Genomic DNA, 19124 nt, shown 5'->3' on the forward strand with positions numbered 1-19124 from the left:
GATTCAGAATTCCGGCTCGGCCAAGGGATAGAGGCGCCGGAGCTTGGGTAACCTTTATAAAGCGGTAGTAGGGTTACTTTGGCCTAGTGGTTCCGGAGGGTGAAGGAGGTTGTGATGCGGGTAGCGAAGACGAGGCATCGGGAGCGGGAGTTGGGTGGGGTGCGGGTGCGGTATCGGGAGGCGGGGGTGCCGTCTTCGACTGCGGTGCTGTTGCTGCATGGTTATCCCAGTTCGTCGTATACGTTTCGGGACGTATTGCCGGTGCTCGGGGAGCGGTTCTATGCGATTGCGCCGGATCTGCCAGGGTTCGGGTTTTCGGATGCGCCGCCGCTCGAGGAGTACGAGTACACCTTCGAGCGACTGTCGCATGTGGTCGAGGCGCTGATCGATGAACTGGGGGTGGAGCGGTATGTGCTCTATGTGACCGACTTCGGTACGCCCGTCGGGTATTTCATGGCGATGCGGGATCCGGAGCGGGTGCTCGGGCTGGTGGTGCAGAACGGCAACGCGCACGAGGCGGGACTGCACGAGGCGTGGGATGCGCCGCGCCGGTTCTGGGCGGAGCCGACCGCGGAGAACAGGGCGGCGCTGCCGGAGTGGCTGAACTTCGAAGGGACCCGGGAGCAGTACATCGGCGAACAGCGGCCGGAACTGCAGGAGCTGTATCCGTGCGAGTCGTGGCATCTGGACTGGGAACGGCTTGCCCGGCCCGGCAATGTCGACATCCAGTTCCAGCTCTTCTACGACTACCGGAACCATGTGGCGCGCTTCGCGGATATCGCGGCCTACCACAAGGAATTTCAGCCCCCGTGCCTGGTGCTGTGGGGTCGGCACGACCCGTACTTCGACATCGCCGAGGTCCTTGCCTACCACCGGGAGATGACCAGCCTCGACGCTCATCTGTACGACGCCGGGCACTGCCTGCTCGAGACGCACGCGGCCGAAGTGTCGGCGCAGCTCGCGACCTTCGTCGGCGACGTGCTCGACCATGCCGGGGTCCGGGCGTGAGTACCGCCTGGAGCGACGACCACTTCATCGGCGGCGATATCGCCCTCGACTTGGCGAATACCGTCTACCGACGCACCCCGGAGCTGGGTGCCGATCTGCTCGACGATGTCGACGATCTGGTGTCGTGGCTGCGTCATGCCGAACTGCCGTCGCCCGGTTCGGGTCGCCTCGACGGGTCCGACCTGCGCGAAGCGCGACTACTGCGGAAACGTTTCTGGGTGGTCTTCGAGGCGCAAGCCGACGGGCGCGGGGTGCCTTCGGATGCGCTGGCGGGCCTCCTCGAGACGGCCCGTCGCGGCATCGGCAGTGATGTCGAGGTGGGGCCCGACGGTTCCGCGGAACCGCTCACCGCCCGGGGCGCGCTCACCGTCGTCGCGCTGTCGGGAATCAGGCTGGTGCTGAGTCCGCCACCCCGGCCGGTGCGCAGCTGCGACCGCTGCGGCTGGTTCTTCCTCGACACATCCCGCGGCCGGCGCCGCCGCTGGTGCAGCATGAAGACCTGCGGAAACCAGGCCAAAGCGGCGCGCTTCCGCTCCGCCCACCCTTGATCGGCAGACCGCTTCGCGTACCGGCCTGACCGGGGACGGCTCACGGCATCGGAGTGTCGGTCATGCGTGTCGGCTATCGGCCCGTAGCGTGGCGTGCGTCTCTGACCGATCTGTCCGGAGGGAGCGTCATGGTCACCGTGCGGAGCATTGCGGCGAGGATTGCGGTGGTCGGCGTTGCGGTCGCGGCGGGAATGACCGGGACCGGTGGTGTGGCGCACGCCGACGGGCCGGTGATCGGCGGCGGATCGGGAATCCTGCTGACGACCAGCAACCCCCGTCAATTGGCGCTGTGCACGCTCACGGCGATCGGCTACGACCGCGAGGACAAGCTCGTCGGAATCACCGCCGGACATTGCGCAGAAGATGCCGGGGTATTGGTCGGCGCGGAGGCGATGCCCGGCGCCGGGCCGCTCGGATTCGTCGCGGTGCAGGACGTCGAAGACGACTGGGCCGTAATCGAATTCGACCCCAACCGTGTGACGCCGGTGCGGCAGGTCGGCCCCTCGGCGCTGACCGGGATCGGCGCGCCCGCCGGGGCGGGGGAGATCCTGTGCAAGAACGGCCGCACCACGGGATTCACCTGCGGGGTGGTGTGGACCGCCGACCCGGTCCAATCGGTCAGCCAGATCTGCGCCGGTCACGGCGATTCCGGCGGCCCCGTGCTGCGCGGCGAAGAACTCGTCGGAATGATCAACGGCGGCATCTCGCCCCTCGGAGACATCGAATTGCCCTGCACCGGACCAGGAAACCCGATTCATGAGCCGACCGTCTCCAATCAATTCACCGCCGTGCTGGACGAACTGAACCAGGCCGACGCCAGGGGGTCTGGTTTCCGGCCGCTGTGAAATCCGGCCTGAGCATCCACTTTTCGTTCTGAGACGGCAAAAATTGCCGCCTCGCCGCGAAAGTGAACGATCAGGCCGGACACCGAGTCCGGGCGGCGGTCAGCTCCTACTGGCTCGGCGGTAACCCAGGGCCGCGGGGATGGCGAAGAGGGCGATGCCGCCGAGGGACCAGGCGAGGGTGAGGGTGAGCGGGTGGGCGAGGGGGCCGCCGAGCGAGAGGGCCTTCATGGCGTCGACCGTGACCGACATCGGCTGGTTGCGGACCACCGGCTGCAGCCACTGCGGGTAGGCGGCCAGTGGGACGAATCCCGTGCTGAAGAACATCAGCAGCGAGGACAGGATCGTAATCCCCTCCACCAGTGTGGCTTTGGCGGTGAAGACGGCGACGGCGGTGACAATGGTCGCGAAGGCCAGGCCGAACAGCACCGGCACGAGAACGAAGACGGCGGCCGCGAGCGGGCCCTGCTGGAACCGGAAGCCGAGGACGAAACCCACGGCGATCACGATCACGGTGCCCGCGAAGATGCGGCAGCCTTCCGCCAGCACGCGGGCCGCGAGCCCGGACCCGCGATGCACCGGCAGCACCCAGAACCGGGCGAGCAGACCGGCATCGCGTTCGCGCCCGAGCATCACGCCGCCCGCCACCGCCCCCGACAGCGCACCGACGATCGCCACCATCGGCACGGAGCCGTAGAGGGCGTCGGTGCCCGAGAAGCGTTCGATCTGACCGCCGATCACCGTGTCCAGCATGAACAGCAGCAGGCACGGAATGATCAGGGTCTCGAGCAGGGTGACCGGACTCCGCATCCAGCGCAGCAGCAAGCGCTGCGTCTGAATTGCGGTGTGCCGCAGGAAAATTACAGGCCCGCTCTCGGACCGATAGGCGGTGAGCTGTGTGGTCATGCCTTCCTCCTGCTCAACCGGATGCCGAACACGATGCCCGCCAGCGCGATCGCGCCCGCCCACGCCAGCGGCGGGCCCATCAGCGACCAGCTGACCGCGCCGACGTCGGCCCGGGTGTCCCCGGCCAGCGCGCGTAACCCGGTGGCGAACTGCGAGATCGGCTGGTTGCGCACGAAAGGCTGTATCCAGTGCGGAAATTGGGTCGCCGGGGCGAGGCCGGTGGACAGCATGCCGAAGATCAGCGGCGGCAGCACCAGCGCCTGGGTGGTGGCCTCCGGGCTCTTGGACGCGGTGCCGATCGCGTCCGCGCCGAGCGTGAAGCCGACGCCGATCAGGACCGCCAGCAGCAGGAACCCGAGGGTGTGCGCGGCGTCGAGGTGGAAGCGGAAGCCGATGACGTGACCGCAGGCGAGGGCGGCGGCCAGCGCGACGAACAGCCGGAAGATATTGCCGGACATGCGCGCCGCCAGCGGCACCAGCGGGCCGATCGGCATCGTCCCGAACCGCCGGTCCAGCCCGGACACCGCGTCGGTCGCGGCCCGGAAGGCGGCGGAGATGGCGGTGAACGCCGCGGCCTGCAGGATCACGATCGGCATCATGAACTGCGCGTAGCTGGAGAATCCGGTGCCGGAGAACGACATCACGCGGTCGAGCGGGAGGTAGAAGCTCGCGGTGAACGCGGCCGGGGCCAGCACCGAGGCGAGGACCTCGCCGGTCTTCACCGAGGGCGTGATCAGCCGGACCGTCAGCACCCACCACTGCTGCACGGTGATCGGGGTGGCGCGCATCGACGCCTGCCACGCCGTCATCGGGCCGCCTCGCCGTCGGCGAGATGGCCGGTGAGCTTCAGGAATACGTCGTCGAGCGACGGCCTGCGCAGCGCGATGTCGACGAGTTCGATACCGGCACTGTCTATTCGGCGCAGCGCCTCCGTGAGGGTCTGGGTGCCGTCGGGCGCCGGAACGGCGAGGCGATCCGAATCACCGGTCAGCACGGACAGATTGGCGTCGGGCAGCAGCGAGCCCAGCGCCGCGGCGATGGCGGGCAGCTCCTTCGGGTTCAGCGGCACCACCTCGCAGTAGCTGCCGCCGGTGCCGGCCTTCAGTTCGTCGGCGGTGCCGTCGGCGATCACCACACCGTGGTCGATGACGATGATGCGGTCGCACAGCGCATCCGCCTCCTCCAGGTACTGCGTGGTCAGCAGCGTCGTGATCCCTTCCTTCCGGAATCCGGCGACCAGGTCCCAGACCCCTTGGCGGCTGCGCGGATCCAGCCCGGTGGTCGGTTCGTCGAGGAACACCACGTCGGGCCGCACCACCAGCCCGCAGGCGATATCGATGCGCCGTCGCATGCCGCCCGAATAGGTGCCGACCCGGCGATCACCGGCGGCGTCGAGGTCGAACTCGGCGATCAGTTCGGTGGCGCGAGCGCGGGCCGCGCGCTTGCGCAGGCCCATCAGGCGGCCGAACATCACGAGATTCTCGTAGCCGCTGAGCATGTCGTCGAGGGCGGCGAACTGGCCCGTGAGCATGATGGAGCGGCGCACCGCGGCCGGATCGGCCACCACGTCGTACCCGGCGACGCGCGCGCGGCCGCGGTCGGGCGCGATGAGCGTCGACAGAATGTTCACCGTCGTCGTCTTGCCCGCGCCGTTCGGGCCGAGCACGCCCAGCACCTCGCCCGGTCGTGCCTCGAAATCGACACCGCGCAACGCGGATACGGTGCCGAAGGATTTCTCTATGCCCTCGACGAGGACTCCGCCGGAGATGTTCACTGCCAGCCTTCCAGGTGGTGGTCGAGCGCGTGCGCGATGGTCGGCAGCACGTGCGGAGCGGTCAGCTCGTCATGGGTGACGTCGATGTCGTGGTTGGTGATGACGCCGGTGACGAAGCGGCGCCAGCCTGCGGGGCCGAAGATGTCGGAGGTGCCGACGGTCGCACTGAAATACACGACGTCACCGTGGAATACGGGACGCCGGTAGCCGGTGCGGGTGCGCGCCGAGGCGTTGTAGGAACCCGCCATGCGCTCGAGGGTGGTGGCGTCGACGATCGAGACGCCGCCCATCCGGTCCCGGATCAGCTCCGCCGCCTCGTGCGCGGTGGCCGTCGCGGGCACCTCGTCGATGCCGAAGACCGAGCCGAAGGTGTTGACGAACGCTCCGGCGCTGAGCTTTTCGATGCTGTCGCCGTCGATATCGGCGGTGTCCGCGTCCAGCAGGGCGACCATGCCCACCTCGGCCCCCGACTGCTCGAGCCGGGTGGCGACCGCATGGGCGATGAGCCCGCCGAACGACCAGCCGAGCAGGTGGTACGGACCCTGTGGCTGGATGTGGCGGATCTCGCGCACATATCGGTCGGCGAAGGCGTCGATGGAACCGGCCGGAGGTTCGCCGCTCAGGTCCGGCGCCTGCAGGCCGTAGATCGGCCGTCCCGGACGCAGGTGTTCGGCGAATCCCAGGTAGGTCCACGCGATTCCGGACGAGGGGTGGATGCAGAACAGCGCGGGTTCGCTGCCCTCGGGACGGATCGGCAGCAGCACGTCCAGGCCGAGTCCGGCCGGTGCGGGCGGTTCGCCGGTCGTGCCTTGTGCCGCAAGGAATTCCGCCTCTTCGGCCGCGGCACGGTGTGCGTGCGGTGTCGAGGCGAACTCGGCTGCCGCACGGAGCATTTCGGACCACATGGCGGCCAGGGCGGCGACTTCGTCGTGCCGCAGCAGGGTTTCGGGGAAACGGAATCCTGCCTGCAGGCGGTCCCCGACGACGACGGCGTTCACGTCGATCTCCGCGGTCACCGGTACCGACGCGTGCTCGTCGGCGTGCAGGTCGCCGAACTCGTCGGTGGGCAGCCAGCCCAGGCCCTCCAGTCCGGCGGGAATCTCCGAAGCGGCATAGCGGCCGAGGTAGTTGAAGGCAATCCGGCCGGGCAGACGTGCTGGAAGCTGTTCTGCGGCAGGGAGAGTCAGGTAGCGAAGAAGTCCGAATCCGATGCCCTTGTCGGGGATTGCCAGCCGCTGATGCTTCACGGCGCGGATGGCCGAGCCCATGGCGGGCCCACCGGCCAGCGCGTCGGAGATATCGACTCCCGCCAGGTCCACCCGCATCGGGTAGATGCTGGTGAACCAGCCGACCGTGCGTGACAGGTCAGCGCCCCGAACGATTTCCTGTTGGCGGCCGTGGCCCTCGAGGCGGAGTAGCACGGAGCTCTCGCCTGGTCGCAGGGTGTCGGCGGCTGGTGCGTCCGGGACCGGCCGATGAGTGTCGTGGCCGTCTATGTCGTCCGCTGTCGCGGGTGACGTGCCGCGGAGGTCTCGCCACCGCAAGACGGCGAGGGACAGCGTCGCGAGGAGTGCGTCCTCGACACTGCCGTCGAACAACGCCGGAAGGGTGGTGAGCAGGTCGGTCGTAACCCGTTCGGGCAGTTCGATTTCGACAGTGCGCAAGGTGTTCACGCGATCGACGACGGGGTCCAGCTCGCGGGAACCGAGGAGCGGATCGGGACCGTCGACGACCCGGTGCCAGTAGTCGGCTTCGGCGGTCCGATCGTCGCGCTGTGCCTCCTCGGTGAGTGCGTGAGCCCAACGGCGCATGGATGTCCCGGATTCGGCCAGGACCGGCGTCGCGCCCGCGGACACCTGAGCCCAGGCGGCCATGAAGTCGGGCACCAGGATTCGCCACGACACCCCGTCGACCACAAGGTGGTGGGCAACCACGATCAGCCGACCCGCGCGGTGCCGGGCACCGGCCGCGCCGACCGGGTCGAGCCACACGAATTGCAGCACCACGCCACTGGCCGGATCGAGGCGGTTCATGGCGGAATCCACGGCGGTGACGGCGAACTCACGCAGGTCGATCGTGTCGGCGTCGGAGGCGAATTCTATCCGGTGGACGAGCGAATCCACGTCGACCGTGCCGGGACCGCCTGTGCGCAACAGCCATTCACCGCTCTCGCCGTGAGACAGACTGGCCCGCAACATGTCGTGACGATCGACTACAGAGGTCAGGGTGTCGAGGAGCTGCTGTCGCTCGATACCGACCGGCAGTTCCAGCACCGCGGTCTGGGCGAACCGGTCGAAGTCGCCGCCCCGCTCGACCATGTACCGGACGATCGGTGTCAGCGGCATCTCGCCCACTCCGCCACCGGGCAGTTCCTCGAGCACGACCACCGCATCGCCCGCGTCGGCCACCTCGGCCAGGGCGGCGATGCTGCGGTGCTCGAACACCTGCATCGGCGTGAGCGTGATCCCCTGCACCCGCGCCCGCGACACCAGCTGGATGGCGAGAATGCTGTCCCCGCCCAGCGCGAAGAAGGAATCGAGCACCCCGACCCGCTGCCTGCCGAGCACCTCGGCGACCACGGCCGCCAGCTTCGCCTCGGTAGGGGTGCGCGGTGCGACGTACTCGGTGCCGGCGTCGTCGAAGACAGGCTCCGGCAACGCCTTCCGGTCCAACTTGCCGACCGCATTGAGCGGGATCGCATCCAGCACCACGAAGGCGGAGGGCACCATGTACGCGGGAAGGATCTCGCCCGCATACGCGCGGAGAGCTGCCACGTCGAAAACTGCGGCCGAGTTGTGGTGGTCCGCCGCGCCGAAGGAGTCGAACGCCGTGGCTGTTTCTGATACGGGGACAGGCTCACGGCGCGCCGTCTCGGGCACCACGTAGGCGGCGAGGGCGGTCGAGCCGGTGGGCGTCCGGACGCCCACGGTGACGGCGAAGTCCACGCCAGGTGCACTGCCGAGCACGGCGTCGATCTCGCCGAGTTCGATGCGCTGGCCACGGACCTTGACCTGGAAGTCGGTGCGGCCCAGGTATTCCAGTTCGGGGGATTGGAGCGAGCCGGTCCAACGGACCAGGTCGCCGGTGCGGTACATGCGGTCTCCGGGTGTGCCGAACGGGTCGGGGACGAAGCGCGCCGCGGTGAGGTCGGGGCGGGACTGGTAGCCGCGCGCCAGGGCGGGACCGGACAGATACAGTTCGCCCGCCACGCCGAGGGGGACGGGCCGCAGCCGGTCGTCGAGCACCAGGGCGGCGGCACCGCGGATCGGCGTGCCGATGGTGACCGGGGCGCCGGCGCGCAGTGGCCGGGAAGTCGTTGCCCAGATGGTGAATTCGGTGGGGCCGTACAGGTTGACCATGGTGCGGTCGGGGGCCCAGCGCTGCACCAGCTCAGGACTGACCGCCTCACCGGCCACCGCGAGCACCCGCACGCTCGTGACCGCGCCGGGATCCATGGTGGCCAGGGCGGACGGCGTGATCACCAGATGCGTGACCCGCTCGGCCGCGATGAGTTCCGCCAGCGCGGCGCCGCCGAAGACGTCGGGCGGTGCGACCACCGCGGCACCGCCGGACCCGAATGCCATGAGCGCCTCGAACACCGACGCGTCGAAGCTCGGCGAGGCGACCTGCAGCACCCGGGCGGTCTCGTCCAGGCCGAGGGATTCGCGCTGTGCGGCAATCAAATCGGCGAGGCCGCGATGAGTGACGCTGACGCCCTTGGGAGTTCCGGTCGAGCCCGATGTGTAGATCATCCACGCGGGGTGGTCGGCCCGGGCCGCGGGCAGCGGCGCGTCCTCCGGGGCATCCTGCCATTGCCGGAGTACCTGCGGGTCGTCCAGAACAAGCCAGCGGGCGCCCGCGGGCAGCCGCGTGCGGTGCGCGGCGACGGTGAGCCCGAGCACGGCGCCGGAATCGAAGAGTAGATGCTCGATCCGGTCGATCGGGTGTGCCGGGTCGATGGGGAGGAAGGCCGCCCCGGCCCGCGCGGCGGCCCAGAGTCCGGTGATCAGGTCCGCACCGCGCGTCAGAGCCAGGGCGACAACCGTTTCCGGTCCCGCGCCCGCATCGCGCAGCACCGATGCCAGCCGTCCGGCCCGCGCGTCGAGCTCCCGGTAGGTGAGGGTAGTGCCGTCGGCAACCAGCGCCGGGCGGTCGGGATACCGGGCGGCGGTCGCCGTGAGCTGCTTCGCCAGGGTCGTCCTGTGCGCACCGTGCGGGCCCGAAACGGGGACCAGCGCGGCGTATTCGGAGTCGTCCAGCACGGCGAACTCGGCGACGGTCCGGTCCGGATCCTCGATGATCTGGGCCAGCACCCGCCGCCACCGGCGCGCGAAGGCTTCCGCCGTGTCGTCGTCGAACAGGTCGGTGGCGAAGGTGAGCACAGCGTCCACGCCCGCCGGGTCCGTTTCCGTGAAGCGTTCCCGCAGATCGAGACTCAAATCGAACTGCGACGCGTCCCGGTCGAACGGCTCGGCCTCGACGCGCAAGCCGGGCAGTTCCAGCGCCGGTTCCACGAAGTTCTGCAGCGACAGCGAAACCTGGAAGATCGGATGATGCGCGGTCGACCGGGCGGGATCGAGCACCTGTACCAGTCGCTCGAACGGGACATCGGCGTGGCCGAAAGCATCCAGGTCCGTCGTGCGGACCCGCGAAAGGAACTGCCGGAAACCGGCATTCGGGTCGACCGTGGTCCGCAGCCCGAGCGTGTTCACGAACATGCCGACGAGGCCGTCGAGGGCCTGCTCGCCGCGCCCGGCCACCGCCGTGCCGATCACCACGTCGTCGGTGCCGCCGAGCCGGGCGAGCAGCACGGCCAGGGCGGCGTGGACCACCATGAACAGGCTGGTTCCGGTGTCGGCCGCGAGATCGACCAGCTCACGGTGCAATTCGGCGCCGAGCTCGAAACGGCGGTCGGCGCTGCGCATGGACTGCACCGCCGGGCGCGGCCGATCCGAGGGCAACTCCAGCACATCGGGCGCCCCGGCGAGCGTCTCGGTCCAGAACCGAATCTGGCGGGCCGCCAGGGACTCCGGATCGGATTCGGCCCCGAGCAATTCGCGATGCCAGAGCGCGAAATCGGCGTACTGCACGGGCAGCGAGGGGAGCGGGCTCGCGCCGCCATCCCGATGCGCCACATACGCCGCCATCAAATCGGCGGCCAGCGGCGCCATCGATGCCCCGTCCGCACTGATGTGATGCACGACGAGCACCACGACATGCACAGGCGGCTGTCCTCCGGCGCGCTCGTCTATCTCCGCACTTCCGGCGTATTCGTCCGTCGTCATACTTCCGGCGTGTTCGTCCACCCTTGTATTTCCGGCGTGCTTTTGGCCGGAATCGACCGTCGGTGTACTCGGATTCCGGTCAAAAGCGTGCCCGAAATAGGAAGAAGACGGGGCGTCGTCGGTAGGGGAGGACGACGGGGCGTCGCCGGTACTGGAAGATGCCGGGGTGTTGGTGGGATGCGAAGGCGACGGGGCGGTGGCGGGACCGGAATCATCGACCAAACGGAACAATCCGATCCGCAGCGGGGGTTGCTCGGCGAGGTCGAATCCCGTGCCGGCGAGTTCGGTGATTCGGTCCCGCAGAGCGGGGCCGTCTTCCGTGTTGGCGAGGTGGATATCGGGGAGTGCCGAGGCGGCGTCGATCACGACCTGGCGTGGGCCGTCGGCGTCCGCCGGATACACCGTGCGCAGGCTTTCATGCCGGGCCAGGAGATCGGCGAACGCCGACCGCAGCGCGGCGACATCCAGCTCACCGGTGAGGCGCAGGGCCGCGGCGATGTTGTAGGCGGCGGAGTCCGGGTCCATCCGGTTGAGCACCCACATGCGTTGCTGGGCAGGCGACAGCGGCACCCGGTCGGGCCGCAGCCGGGGGGCGAGGACCTGGCGGCCCGCACGGTCGGCGGTCGCGGGAATCCGGGCGGCCAGTCGCGCCACGGTGGGCGCATCGAACAGATCGCGCAGTGCGATGGTCGAACCCAGCGCCGAATTGACCCGTGCCACAACGCGGGTCGCGCTCAGCGAGTTTCCGCCGAGTTCGAAGAACGAACGATCGGCGCTGACCCGGTCGGCGCCCAGGACCTCGGCGAAGGCCTGCGCGACCGCCTGCTCGACGGGTGTGCGCGGCGCCAGGTAGCGCTGCTCCAGATCGGCGAAATCCGGTGCGGGCAGCGCGGCGCGATCCAGCTTGCCGACCGGCGTGAGCGGAACCTCGTCCAGCACAATGAGATAGCTCGGCACCATGTACCCGGGCAGCGCGCCCGCGATGCGGGTGCGGAGCCGCTCGGTATCGATGCTGTGTCCCGGGGCGGGCACGACATAGGACACGAGCACGGTCGCGCCGGTGGGGCCGGGGCAGCCGATGGTCGCCGCGTAGTCGACCTCGGCGTCACCGGTCAGCACCGCGTCGATCTCGCCGAGTTCGATGCGCAGACCGCGGATCTTCACCTGGAAATCGGTGCGGCCCAGGTACTCCAGTTCCAGACCGGCACCGGGCGTCTCGACCCAGCGCACCATATCGCCGGTGCGATACATGCGGGCGCCCGGCGCACCGTGCGGGTCGGCCACGAACCGCGTGGAGGTGAGCGCGAAGCGGTTGAAGTAGCCGCGCGCCAGCGCCGGACCGGCTAGATACAGCTCGCCGGTGACACCCACCGGCACCGGACGCAGCCAAGCGTCGAGGACCATCGCCGCCGCGCCGCGGATGGGACCGCCGATCGTGATCGGCGCCCCGGCACGCAGCTCGCCCGGGCCCGTCGCCCAGATACTGAACTCCGTGGGGCCGTACAGGTTCACCATGCGCCGCCCCGCCGACCACTCGGCGACCAGCTCCGGCCCGGCCGCCTCGCCCGCGACCGACAGCATGCGCAGGTCGCCGAGCCCGCGCGGATCCATCGTCGCCAGCACCGAGGGCGTGATCACGGCGTGGGTGATCCGCTGATCGCGCAGCAGCTTCTCCAGTTCGGCGCCGCCGTACACCTCGGGCGGCGACAGCACCAGCCGTCCGCCCATGCCGTGCGCCTTCAGCAGTTCGTGCACGGAGGCGTCGAAACTCGGTGAGGCGACCTGTAATACGGAAGCCGTGCCATCCAGTCCGAGCGATTCCCTCTGGGTGGCAACCAGATTGGCGAGTCCACGGTGGCTGAGCAGCACCGCCTTCGGCTTGCCGGTGGAGCCCGAGGTGTAGATCAGGTAGGCGGTCTGGTCGAGGACGATCGGACCGCCGCGGTCGGCGTCGGTGACGGGCGCGTCGGAGACGGTCATCACCCGGCGGATGGTGTTGAGGTCGTCCAGCAGCAGCCAGTCGATGGAGCCGGGCAGGGTTTCGCCGGTGGCGCACACGGTGATTCCGATCGGCGCCTGGGAATCGGTGAGGATGTGCTCGATCCGCTCGACCGGATGGTTCGGATCCAGCGGCAGGAAGGCGGCGCCGGTCTTCGCGACCGCCCACACCGCCACCACCGACTCCACCGAACGGGTCAGCGCCAGCACCACGAACACCTCGCGGCCCACGCCGCGCCGCAGCAGTACCCGGGCGAACCGGTTCGACCAGGCGTCGAGCTCGCCGTAGGTCATCGTCAGATCTCCGGAGCAGACCGCGACCGCGTCCGGGTCGATCCGTGCACCTGCGGCAAGGATGTCCGGAAGTATCCGTGGCGCAACGGAATCGGCGCCGTGCACCGGAAGCAGTGCGCGCAGCTCGTTCCCGTCGCAGTGCCGCAATCGGCCGACGCTACGCCGCGGGTACTCGGCGATCTGCTCGAGCAGCAGGACGAAACGGTCGAGAAGCCCCTGCGCGGCATCGCGGTCGAGATGGTCGGCCAGATACTTCACCGACAACCGCAGGCCGCCGGGCAGCGGAATCACCATGAGGTTCAGCGGATACGGTGTCGCGTCGGTGCCGGTCACGTCGAGGATCCGCATCCCGGCGATATCGAGGGCCTGCGACAGCGCCTCCCGATCGATCGGATACGACTCGAAAACCGCCAGCGTGTCGAACAATTCGGGCAGCCCGACGGCCCGGTGCACGGCGGCCAGCCCGACGTGCTGATGGTCGAGCAGCCGCGCCTGTTCGGCCTGGACGCGGCCGAGCAGGTCGGCGATCGACTCGGACGGATTCAGCCGCACCCGAACCGGGACCGTATTGATGAACAGGCCCACCATGTCCTCGACGCCGGGCAACTGCGGCGGACGACCGGAGACGGTGCCGCCGAAGACCACATCGCCGCGCCCGGTCAGCATGGCCAGCAGCAGGGCCCACGCCGCCTGCACCGCGGTGTTCACGGTGGCGCCCGCGTCCCGCGTGGTGGACTCCAGCCGCGCCACCGCGTCGCGGGTCAGATCCACGGTCACCGTGGCGGATTCGGTGGAGGTGATGCCCGCCAGCGACGGCACCGCGCGGGTCGGCGAGTCGACGCCCGACAGGGCTTCGGTCCATGCCGCGAGCGAGGCCGCGTCATCCTGTTCGGCGAGCCAGGCCAGGAATGCGCGATACGACGGCGGTGCGGGCAACTCGGCGGGCCGACCCGACACCAGGCCGAGGTATCCGGCGAGCAGCTCGCGCACCAGCAGCGGGGTCGACCAGCCGTCCAGCACCAGGTGGTGGTTCGTCATCAGCAGCGTGCACGCCTGGGTCCCGGTGCGGATGAGCGCGAAGCGCAGCAGCGGGGGACGGGTGGTGTCGAATCGGGTGCTCGCGTCGACGATGATCGCCCGCTCGAGTTCCCGCTCCCGCTCGGAAGGGTCGGCGATTTCCGTCAGATCGATATCGCTCCAAGGGATCTCGGCCGCGCCCACGACGATCTGCCGTGGGCCGTCGGCGGTCTCGACGAAGGCCACCCGTAGGTTCTCGTGCCTGTCGACCAGCGCCTGCGCGGCCGCACGCAGGTGGTCCGCATCGATGCGACCCGCGAGGGTGAGGCGGGTCTGAACGGTGTAGTCGTCGGCGGTGTCGGTGTCGTAGCGGGCGTGGAACAGCATGCCGGACTGCAGCGGCGACAGCGGCCACACGTCGGTCAAGCCGGGGTAGACGTGTTCCCAGGAGTCGATCTGCGGCTGCGATACCGCGACGAGATCGAAATCGGAGGGCGTGTGCCCGCCCGACCCGGTGTTCTCCGCATGGGCGGCAAGCGCTTTCAACGCCGCGGCCCACAGGTCGGCCAGCTCGCCGACCCGGTCCTCGCCGAGCAGGAGGGAGGCGTAGGCCCACGTCACCTCGAGCCCGTCGACACCCATGATCGCGTTGATGTCGACGACGGCGGCAAGCGGGGCCCGATCGTCCCGGGTGGCGGCGAAACGCCGTGGCAGCCAGCTCATCCCGTCCGCAGTCGAGTCGGCGGTGGCGGTGCGGCCGAGGTAGTTGAAGCTGATCTGCGGCTCCGACAACGCCGAAAGCTCCTCGGCCGTATCGGGATTCAGATAGCGCAGCATGCCGTAGCCGACGCCCTTGTCCGGTACCGCGCGCAGCTGCTCCTTGACCGCCTTGATCGCCGCGCCGGCGGCCGCGCCCCCGGCGAAGGCGTCGTCGAGATCGATACCCCGCAGGTCCAGGGCGACCGGATGGACGGTGGTGAACCAGCCCACCGTGCGCGAGACGTCGGCCCCGGGCAGCACCGCCTCCTCGCGGCCGTGACCCTCCAGCGTGAGCAGCGTGGTGTGCTGCTCGCGCCACCGAGCTACGGCCAAGGCAAGGGCGGTGAGCATGGCATCGTCGGTGCCGCAATGAAAGCGGTCCGGAATCGTCTCCAGTGCCGCTGTCGCGAGGTCGGTGTCGATGGTGGTCTGCAGCCGGGCCTCGGTGGCCACGACATCGACGGCCGGATCGAAGGCGCGCGCCCCCAGCGGCGGATCGTCGGCGGAGAGAATGTTCCGCCACAGCGACAGCTCATCGATGCGTTGCGCGGCCTGCTCGCGCTGACCGTGCGCCCAGCGCCGGTAGGAGGTGCCGACCGGTTCGAGCATGCCGCCGGAGTAGGCGGTGGCGAGGTCGGGCAGCAGAACTCGCCACGAGATCCCATCGATGACCAGGTGATGCAGCACCAGCCACAGCAGCGGATCGGTTCCCGGGGATTCGAGCAGTACGATGCGGAAGACCGCACCCGCCTCGGGGTCGAGAGAGTCGGCGGCCCTGTGCAGTTCGCTGTCGATCGCCGAATCCGCGCTGCCCCCGGCGACCGGCACGCTGCCGATGAAATCGGCCGCATGAACCGAACCTCGTTCGCCCACAACCCATTCCCAGCCATCGCCGGTGCGCCGCAGCGAGCTGCGCAGCATGTCGTGATGGTCGACGAGCGTCTGCACCGCCGCGGTGAGCCGCGACCGGTCGAGATCGCCGGGCAGTCCGATCAGCACGGCCTGCGCGAAACGTCCCCAGGCGTCGCCGGTCTCGAGCATGGCGTGTGCAATCGGCGTGGGTTCGACGCTGCCGACGCCTCCACCGGGCAGTTCGGGTACGGCCGCCGCGGCGGCATCGGAGGCGACGGCCGCCAGCCCGGCCACCGTGCGGCGCTCGAACACGTCCCGTGCGCTGAAGCTCAGTCCGGCGGCCTTGGCCCGCGATACCAGCTGGATGGCGACGATACTGTCGCCGCCGAGGGTGAAGAAGCTGTCGTCGGCGCCCACCGTGTCGAGCCCGAGGACCTCCGCGAACAGCGCGGCCAGGGTCTGTTCCCGCGCTGTCGCGGGCGCGCGGCCGGTGCTTGCGCGGGTCCGGAAATCCGGCGGTGGCAACGCGCGGCGATCCAGCTTGCCGACCGGGGTCAGCGGGACACGGTCCAGCACCATGACGAGCGCGGGCACCATGTACGCCGGAAGAGTTCGCGCGGCAGCGCTTTTCAGCTGCTCGGGATCCAGGTCCGTGCCCGGCTTGCCGAGCACATAGGACACCAGAGCGGTAGCGCCCGAACCGGTTTCGGCACCGATCGTGACCGCGAAGTCGACCTCCGGCAACCCCTGCAGCACCGCGTCGATCTCCCCGAGCTCGATGCGGTACCCGCGCACCTTCACCTGCGCGTCGCCGCGACCGGCATACTCCAGCTCCGGGCGGCCGTCGCGGCGGCACCAGCGCACCAGATCGCCGGTGCGATACATGCGTTCGCCCGGCACGTACGGGTGCGCCACGAAGCTGGTCGCGGTCAGTCCGGTGCGCCGGTGGTAGCCGCGGGCCAGGCCCGCACCGCCGAGATACAGCTCGCCGGTCACGCCCGAGGGGACCGGCCGCAGCCAGGGATCCAGCACGAGCGCGGTCACGCCGCGCGCCGGGCCGCCGATGGTGACGGGTGCACCGGGCGCCATCGGCCCGCTCACCGTGGCCGTCACCGTCGTCTCCGTCGGCCCGTACCCGTTCAGCAGGGTGCGGTCCGACCAGGTCGAGACCAGCTCGGGCGGGCACGCGTCACCACCCACGACGACGGTGCGCAGATCGGGCAGCAACGCGGGATCCAGCGAACCCACCACGGCCGGAGTGACATTCAGATGCGTGACGCGATGCGCGCGCAGCACGTCCGCCAGCTCCTGCCCTCCGTAGGCCCGCGGCGGTACCACCGCGACCGTGGCGCCCGCCGCGAACGCCACCAGCAGCTCCTCCACCGAGATGTCGAAGCTCGGCGACACCGCGTGCGCCACCACCGAATCCGCGCCGACACCGAATGCGGCCCCGGAGCCTGCCGCCAGATTCGCGAGACCGCGATGCGAGACCGGCACGCCCTTGGGCAGACCGGTCGAACCCGAGGTGTAGATGAGATAGGCGAGCTGGTCGGGATGCACGGCCGCGTGCCGGTCGGCATCGGTGATCGGCGCCGAATCCTGTTCGGCCACCGCAGAATCGGTGTCCGGATCGTCGAGGACCAGCCAGCGGATCCGGTCCGGAAGCGCCTCCCGCGCCGCCGCCACCGTCACCCCGATGACCACGCCGCTGTCGGCGACCATGTACTCGATCCGATCGGCCGGATAGGTCGGATCGATCGGGACGAAGGCCGCCCCGGTCTGCGCCACGGCCCACATCGCCAGCACCGACTCCAGCGACCGCGGGACGGAGATCGCCACCGCGCGTTCGGGTCCCGCGCCCGCGGCGATGAGCAGCCGCGCCAGCCGCGCGCCGTGCTCGTCGAGCTCTCGGTAGGACAGCACGCGGTGCTCGGCGCGCACGGCGATCGCGTCGGTCCGCAGCCGCGCCGCCCCCGCCAGGATGTCGGGCAGCGTGCACGGCGCCGCATCGGCCGGACCGCGCGCGGGAACCAGCTCGGCCCGTTCGGCGTCCGAGGTGACCGGGACCGACGCCAGTGCGGAATCCGCACCGGCGGTGAGGAACCGGGACAGGAATGTGAGGAAGCGATCGTGCTGCGCGGACAGTTCGCGCTCGCCGTAGAGATTAGGATTGGCCTGGAAGTCGATATGGGTGCTCTCCCCGCCGACACCCGGATACACATTGACGAACAGATCGTCGATCAGCCCGGAGGTCAGCACGTGCAGCCGCCCGGTGACCTCGCCGAGCCGAATCCGGCTGTCCACCATCATCAGATTCACCGTCGGCCCGAACGACGTGACCTCGTCCATCGCCCAGCCGAGATCGCGGACGATGTCCTCCTGCCGATACCGCTGCCGGCGCAGCGCCCCGGTGAGTTCGGCCTGGGTGGCGCGGATCAGATCGCCGACCGTCTGCGTGGGATCCAGCCGCAGCCGCAGCGGCACCACATTGGCGACCATGCCGCCCGAGCGCCGCAGCGTCGCCGTCGTGCGGCCCGAAACCGGCAGGCCGAGTACGACTTCCGGCACACCGGTCATGGCGCCCAGGTACGCGCCGAACGCGGCGACGATGATCGGCGCCGCGCTCGACTGCTGCCGTTCGGCGACGACTTCGAGCAGTTGCGCTGTCGCGGTGGGCAGTTCGCCGCTGACCAGATTCGGCTGCGCGTCGACGCCGGCCTCGCGCCCGGCCAAGGTGACCGGCTGTGCCATTCCGGACAGGTGCTCGCGCCAGTACTCGCGGTCGGTCCGCAGCCGGTCCGAATCCCGGTAGGCCAGATCGTCTTCCACGATCCGGCGCAGGTGCTCGGCCCGTCCCGGGGGAACCGCGCGGCCCTGCACCGCGTGGTCGTAGATCTCGGCGGTCCGCTGCATCATCGTCAGCGCGCCGACACCGTCGAGCACGATGTGGTGCAGCCGGGAATACCAGAACCAGCGGTCCTCGCCGATCCGCAGCATGACGACCTGGACGAGCCGATCGGTCAGCAGGTCCAGCGGCGCGGAATACTCCGCGCGCATCCAGGCCCGCGCCGCCGCCTCGGGATCGGGTTCCCAGCGCAGGTCGATGGTTTCGATGTGATCGTCGAGCTCGGTGTCGACCAGCTGGTACGGCTGGCCGTCGACCTCGATCAGCCGCAGATAGCCGGTGCCGAACTCGCGACCGGCCTGCCGGGCCGCCGCGGCGAGCGCGTCAACATCGACCGCACCCGCGAACTCGACGAACTGGGCGATGGAGATCGGCGTATCACCGGCAAAATGCTGGGCGAACCAGATTCCGCGCTGGGCGGCCGACAGGGCGAAGGCTCCGGTGGGCGGGCGCGAGACGGCGGGCGCCGGTTCCGGGCGCTGAGGCATGGGCATTCCTGGAGATTTCAGTGTCCGGCGGCGTGTTGTATCGGTGTCAGGCAGCCTGTCTCGCCAGCGGGCATTCGGCGTTCGCGAGCGGTGCATCCGAACCGGTGAGGTAACCCACCAGCGTTGTACGGTCGTCGAGCACCAGCCAGCCGATCGAGTCGTTCAGGCCGTCGCGCTCCGCCCTGATCGTGACCCCCAGATCGGACCGGGTATAGAGCATTTCGTCATCGACCGGGACGGCGCCGAGTTTGGCGATCGCCGCGCGGGTGACCGCGGCCTCCATCGGAGCGGTGACGGCGACCGCGATGCGGCTGCCGCTCTCGGCACCGCGCTGGATCAGCATCCGCGCCAGCCGGTTCGACCAGCGATCCAGGTCCGCCCACGTCAGTTCGCAGTCGTCGGTGGTGACGGCGACGGTTGCCGGTTCGCTGTGGTTCCGCATGATGCC

At 69.7% G+C, this 19124-nt stretch carries 8 protein-coding genes; 3 read left to right on the plus strand and 5 right to left on the minus strand.

Annotation, left to right across the window (positions count from 1 at the left end; all coding sequences use genetic code 11):
- Positions 1–114 precede the first annotated feature (114 nt).
- From NM1_RS19010 to NM1_RS19020, 3 genes are all read left to right on the plus strand, one after another.
- The gene (locus NM1_RS19010; RefSeq protein ID WP_068021372.1) at positions 115–1008 is read left to right on the plus strand and encodes an alpha/beta fold hydrolase; all 894 of its coding nucleotides are present in this window, start codon (positions 115–117) and stop codon (positions 1006–1008) included.
- Entirely contained in the window at positions 1005–1556 is a 552-nt protein-coding gene (locus NM1_RS19015) for a CGNR zinc finger domain-containing protein (protein ID WP_068021374.1), read from the plus strand. The genes NM1_RS19010 and NM1_RS19015 overlap by 4 nt, the downstream gene beginning before the upstream one ends.
- A gap of 128 nt (positions 1557–1684) precedes the next feature.
- The gene (locus NM1_RS19020) at positions 1685–2401 is read left to right on the plus strand and encodes a trypsin-like serine protease (RefSeq protein WP_068021376.1); all 717 of its coding nucleotides are present in this window, start codon (positions 1685–1687) and stop codon (positions 2399–2401) included.
- A 99-nt stretch (positions 2402–2500) separates the two neighbouring features.
- Here the strand turns inward: NM1_RS19020 and NM1_RS19025 are convergent, their stop codons facing one another.
- Genes NM1_RS19025 through NM1_RS19045 form a run of 5 tightly spaced genes read right to left on the minus strand, consistent with a single transcriptional unit; the run spans position 2501 to position 19118 of the window.
- Entirely contained in the window at positions 2501–3304 is an 804-nt protein-coding gene (locus NM1_RS19025) for an ABC transporter permease (RefSeq protein WP_068021378.1), read from the minus strand.
- The gene (locus NM1_RS19030) at positions 3301–4113 is read right to left on the minus strand and encodes an ABC transporter permease (RefSeq protein WP_068021380.1); all 813 of its coding nucleotides are present in this window, start codon (positions 4111–4113) and stop codon (positions 3301–3303) included. Before NM1_RS19030 ends, NM1_RS19025 begins: the two co-directional genes overlap by 4 nt.
- Entirely contained in the window at positions 4110–5078 is a 969-nt protein-coding gene (locus NM1_RS19035; protein ID WP_068021382.1) for a daunorubicin/doxorubicin resistance ABC transporter ATP-binding protein DrrA, read from the minus strand. Before NM1_RS19035 ends, NM1_RS19030 begins: the two co-directional genes overlap by 4 nt.
- Positions 5075–18676, minus strand: coding sequence for a non-ribosomal peptide synthetase (locus tag NM1_RS19040; RefSeq protein ID WP_068021501.1), 13602 nt, complete (start codon positions 18674–18676; stop codon positions 5075–5077). Before NM1_RS19040 ends, NM1_RS19035 begins: the two co-directional genes overlap by 4 nt.
- A 46-nt stretch (positions 18677–18722) precedes the next feature.
- Complete coding sequence (locus NM1_RS19045; RefSeq protein WP_084519773.1) at positions 18723–19118, minus strand: AMP-binding protein; 396 nt, start codon at positions 19116–19118, stop codon at positions 18723–18725.
- Positions 19119–19124: the final 6 nt, after the last annotated feature.

The organism is Nocardia mexicana NBRC 108244 (genome assembly GCF_001613165.1).
Classification (GTDB): Bacteria; Actinomycetota; Actinomycetes; order Mycobacteriales; family Mycobacteriaceae; genus Nocardia; species Nocardia mexicana.

What these genes read in the sequence shown, in the direction of transcription:
- NM1_RS19010 (WP_068021372.1), top strand. Translation starts at nt 115, where the DNA reads ATGCGGGTAGCGAAGACGAGGCATCGGGAGCGGGAGTTGGGTGGGGTG.
- NM1_RS19020 (WP_068021376.1), top strand. Translation starts at nt 1,685, where the DNA reads ATGGTCACCGTGCGGAGCATTGCGGCGAGGATTGCGGTGGTCGGCGTT.
- NM1_RS19025 (WP_068021378.1), bottom strand. Translation starts at nt 3,304, where the DNA reads ATGACCACACAGCTCACCGCCTATCGGTCCGAGAGCGGGCCTGTAATT.
- NM1_RS19030 (WP_068021380.1), bottom strand. Translation starts at nt 4,113, where the DNA reads ATGACGGCGTGGCAGGCGTCGATGCGCGCCACCCCGATCACCGTGCAG.
- NM1_RS19040 (WP_068021501.1), bottom strand. Translation starts at nt 18,676, where the DNA reads ATGCCTCAGCGCCCGGAACCGGCGCCCGCCGTCTCGCGCCCGCCCACC.
- NM1_RS19045 (WP_084519773.1), bottom strand. Translation starts at nt 19,118, where the DNA reads ATGCGGAACCACAGCGAACCGGCAACCGTCGCCGTCACCACCGACGAC.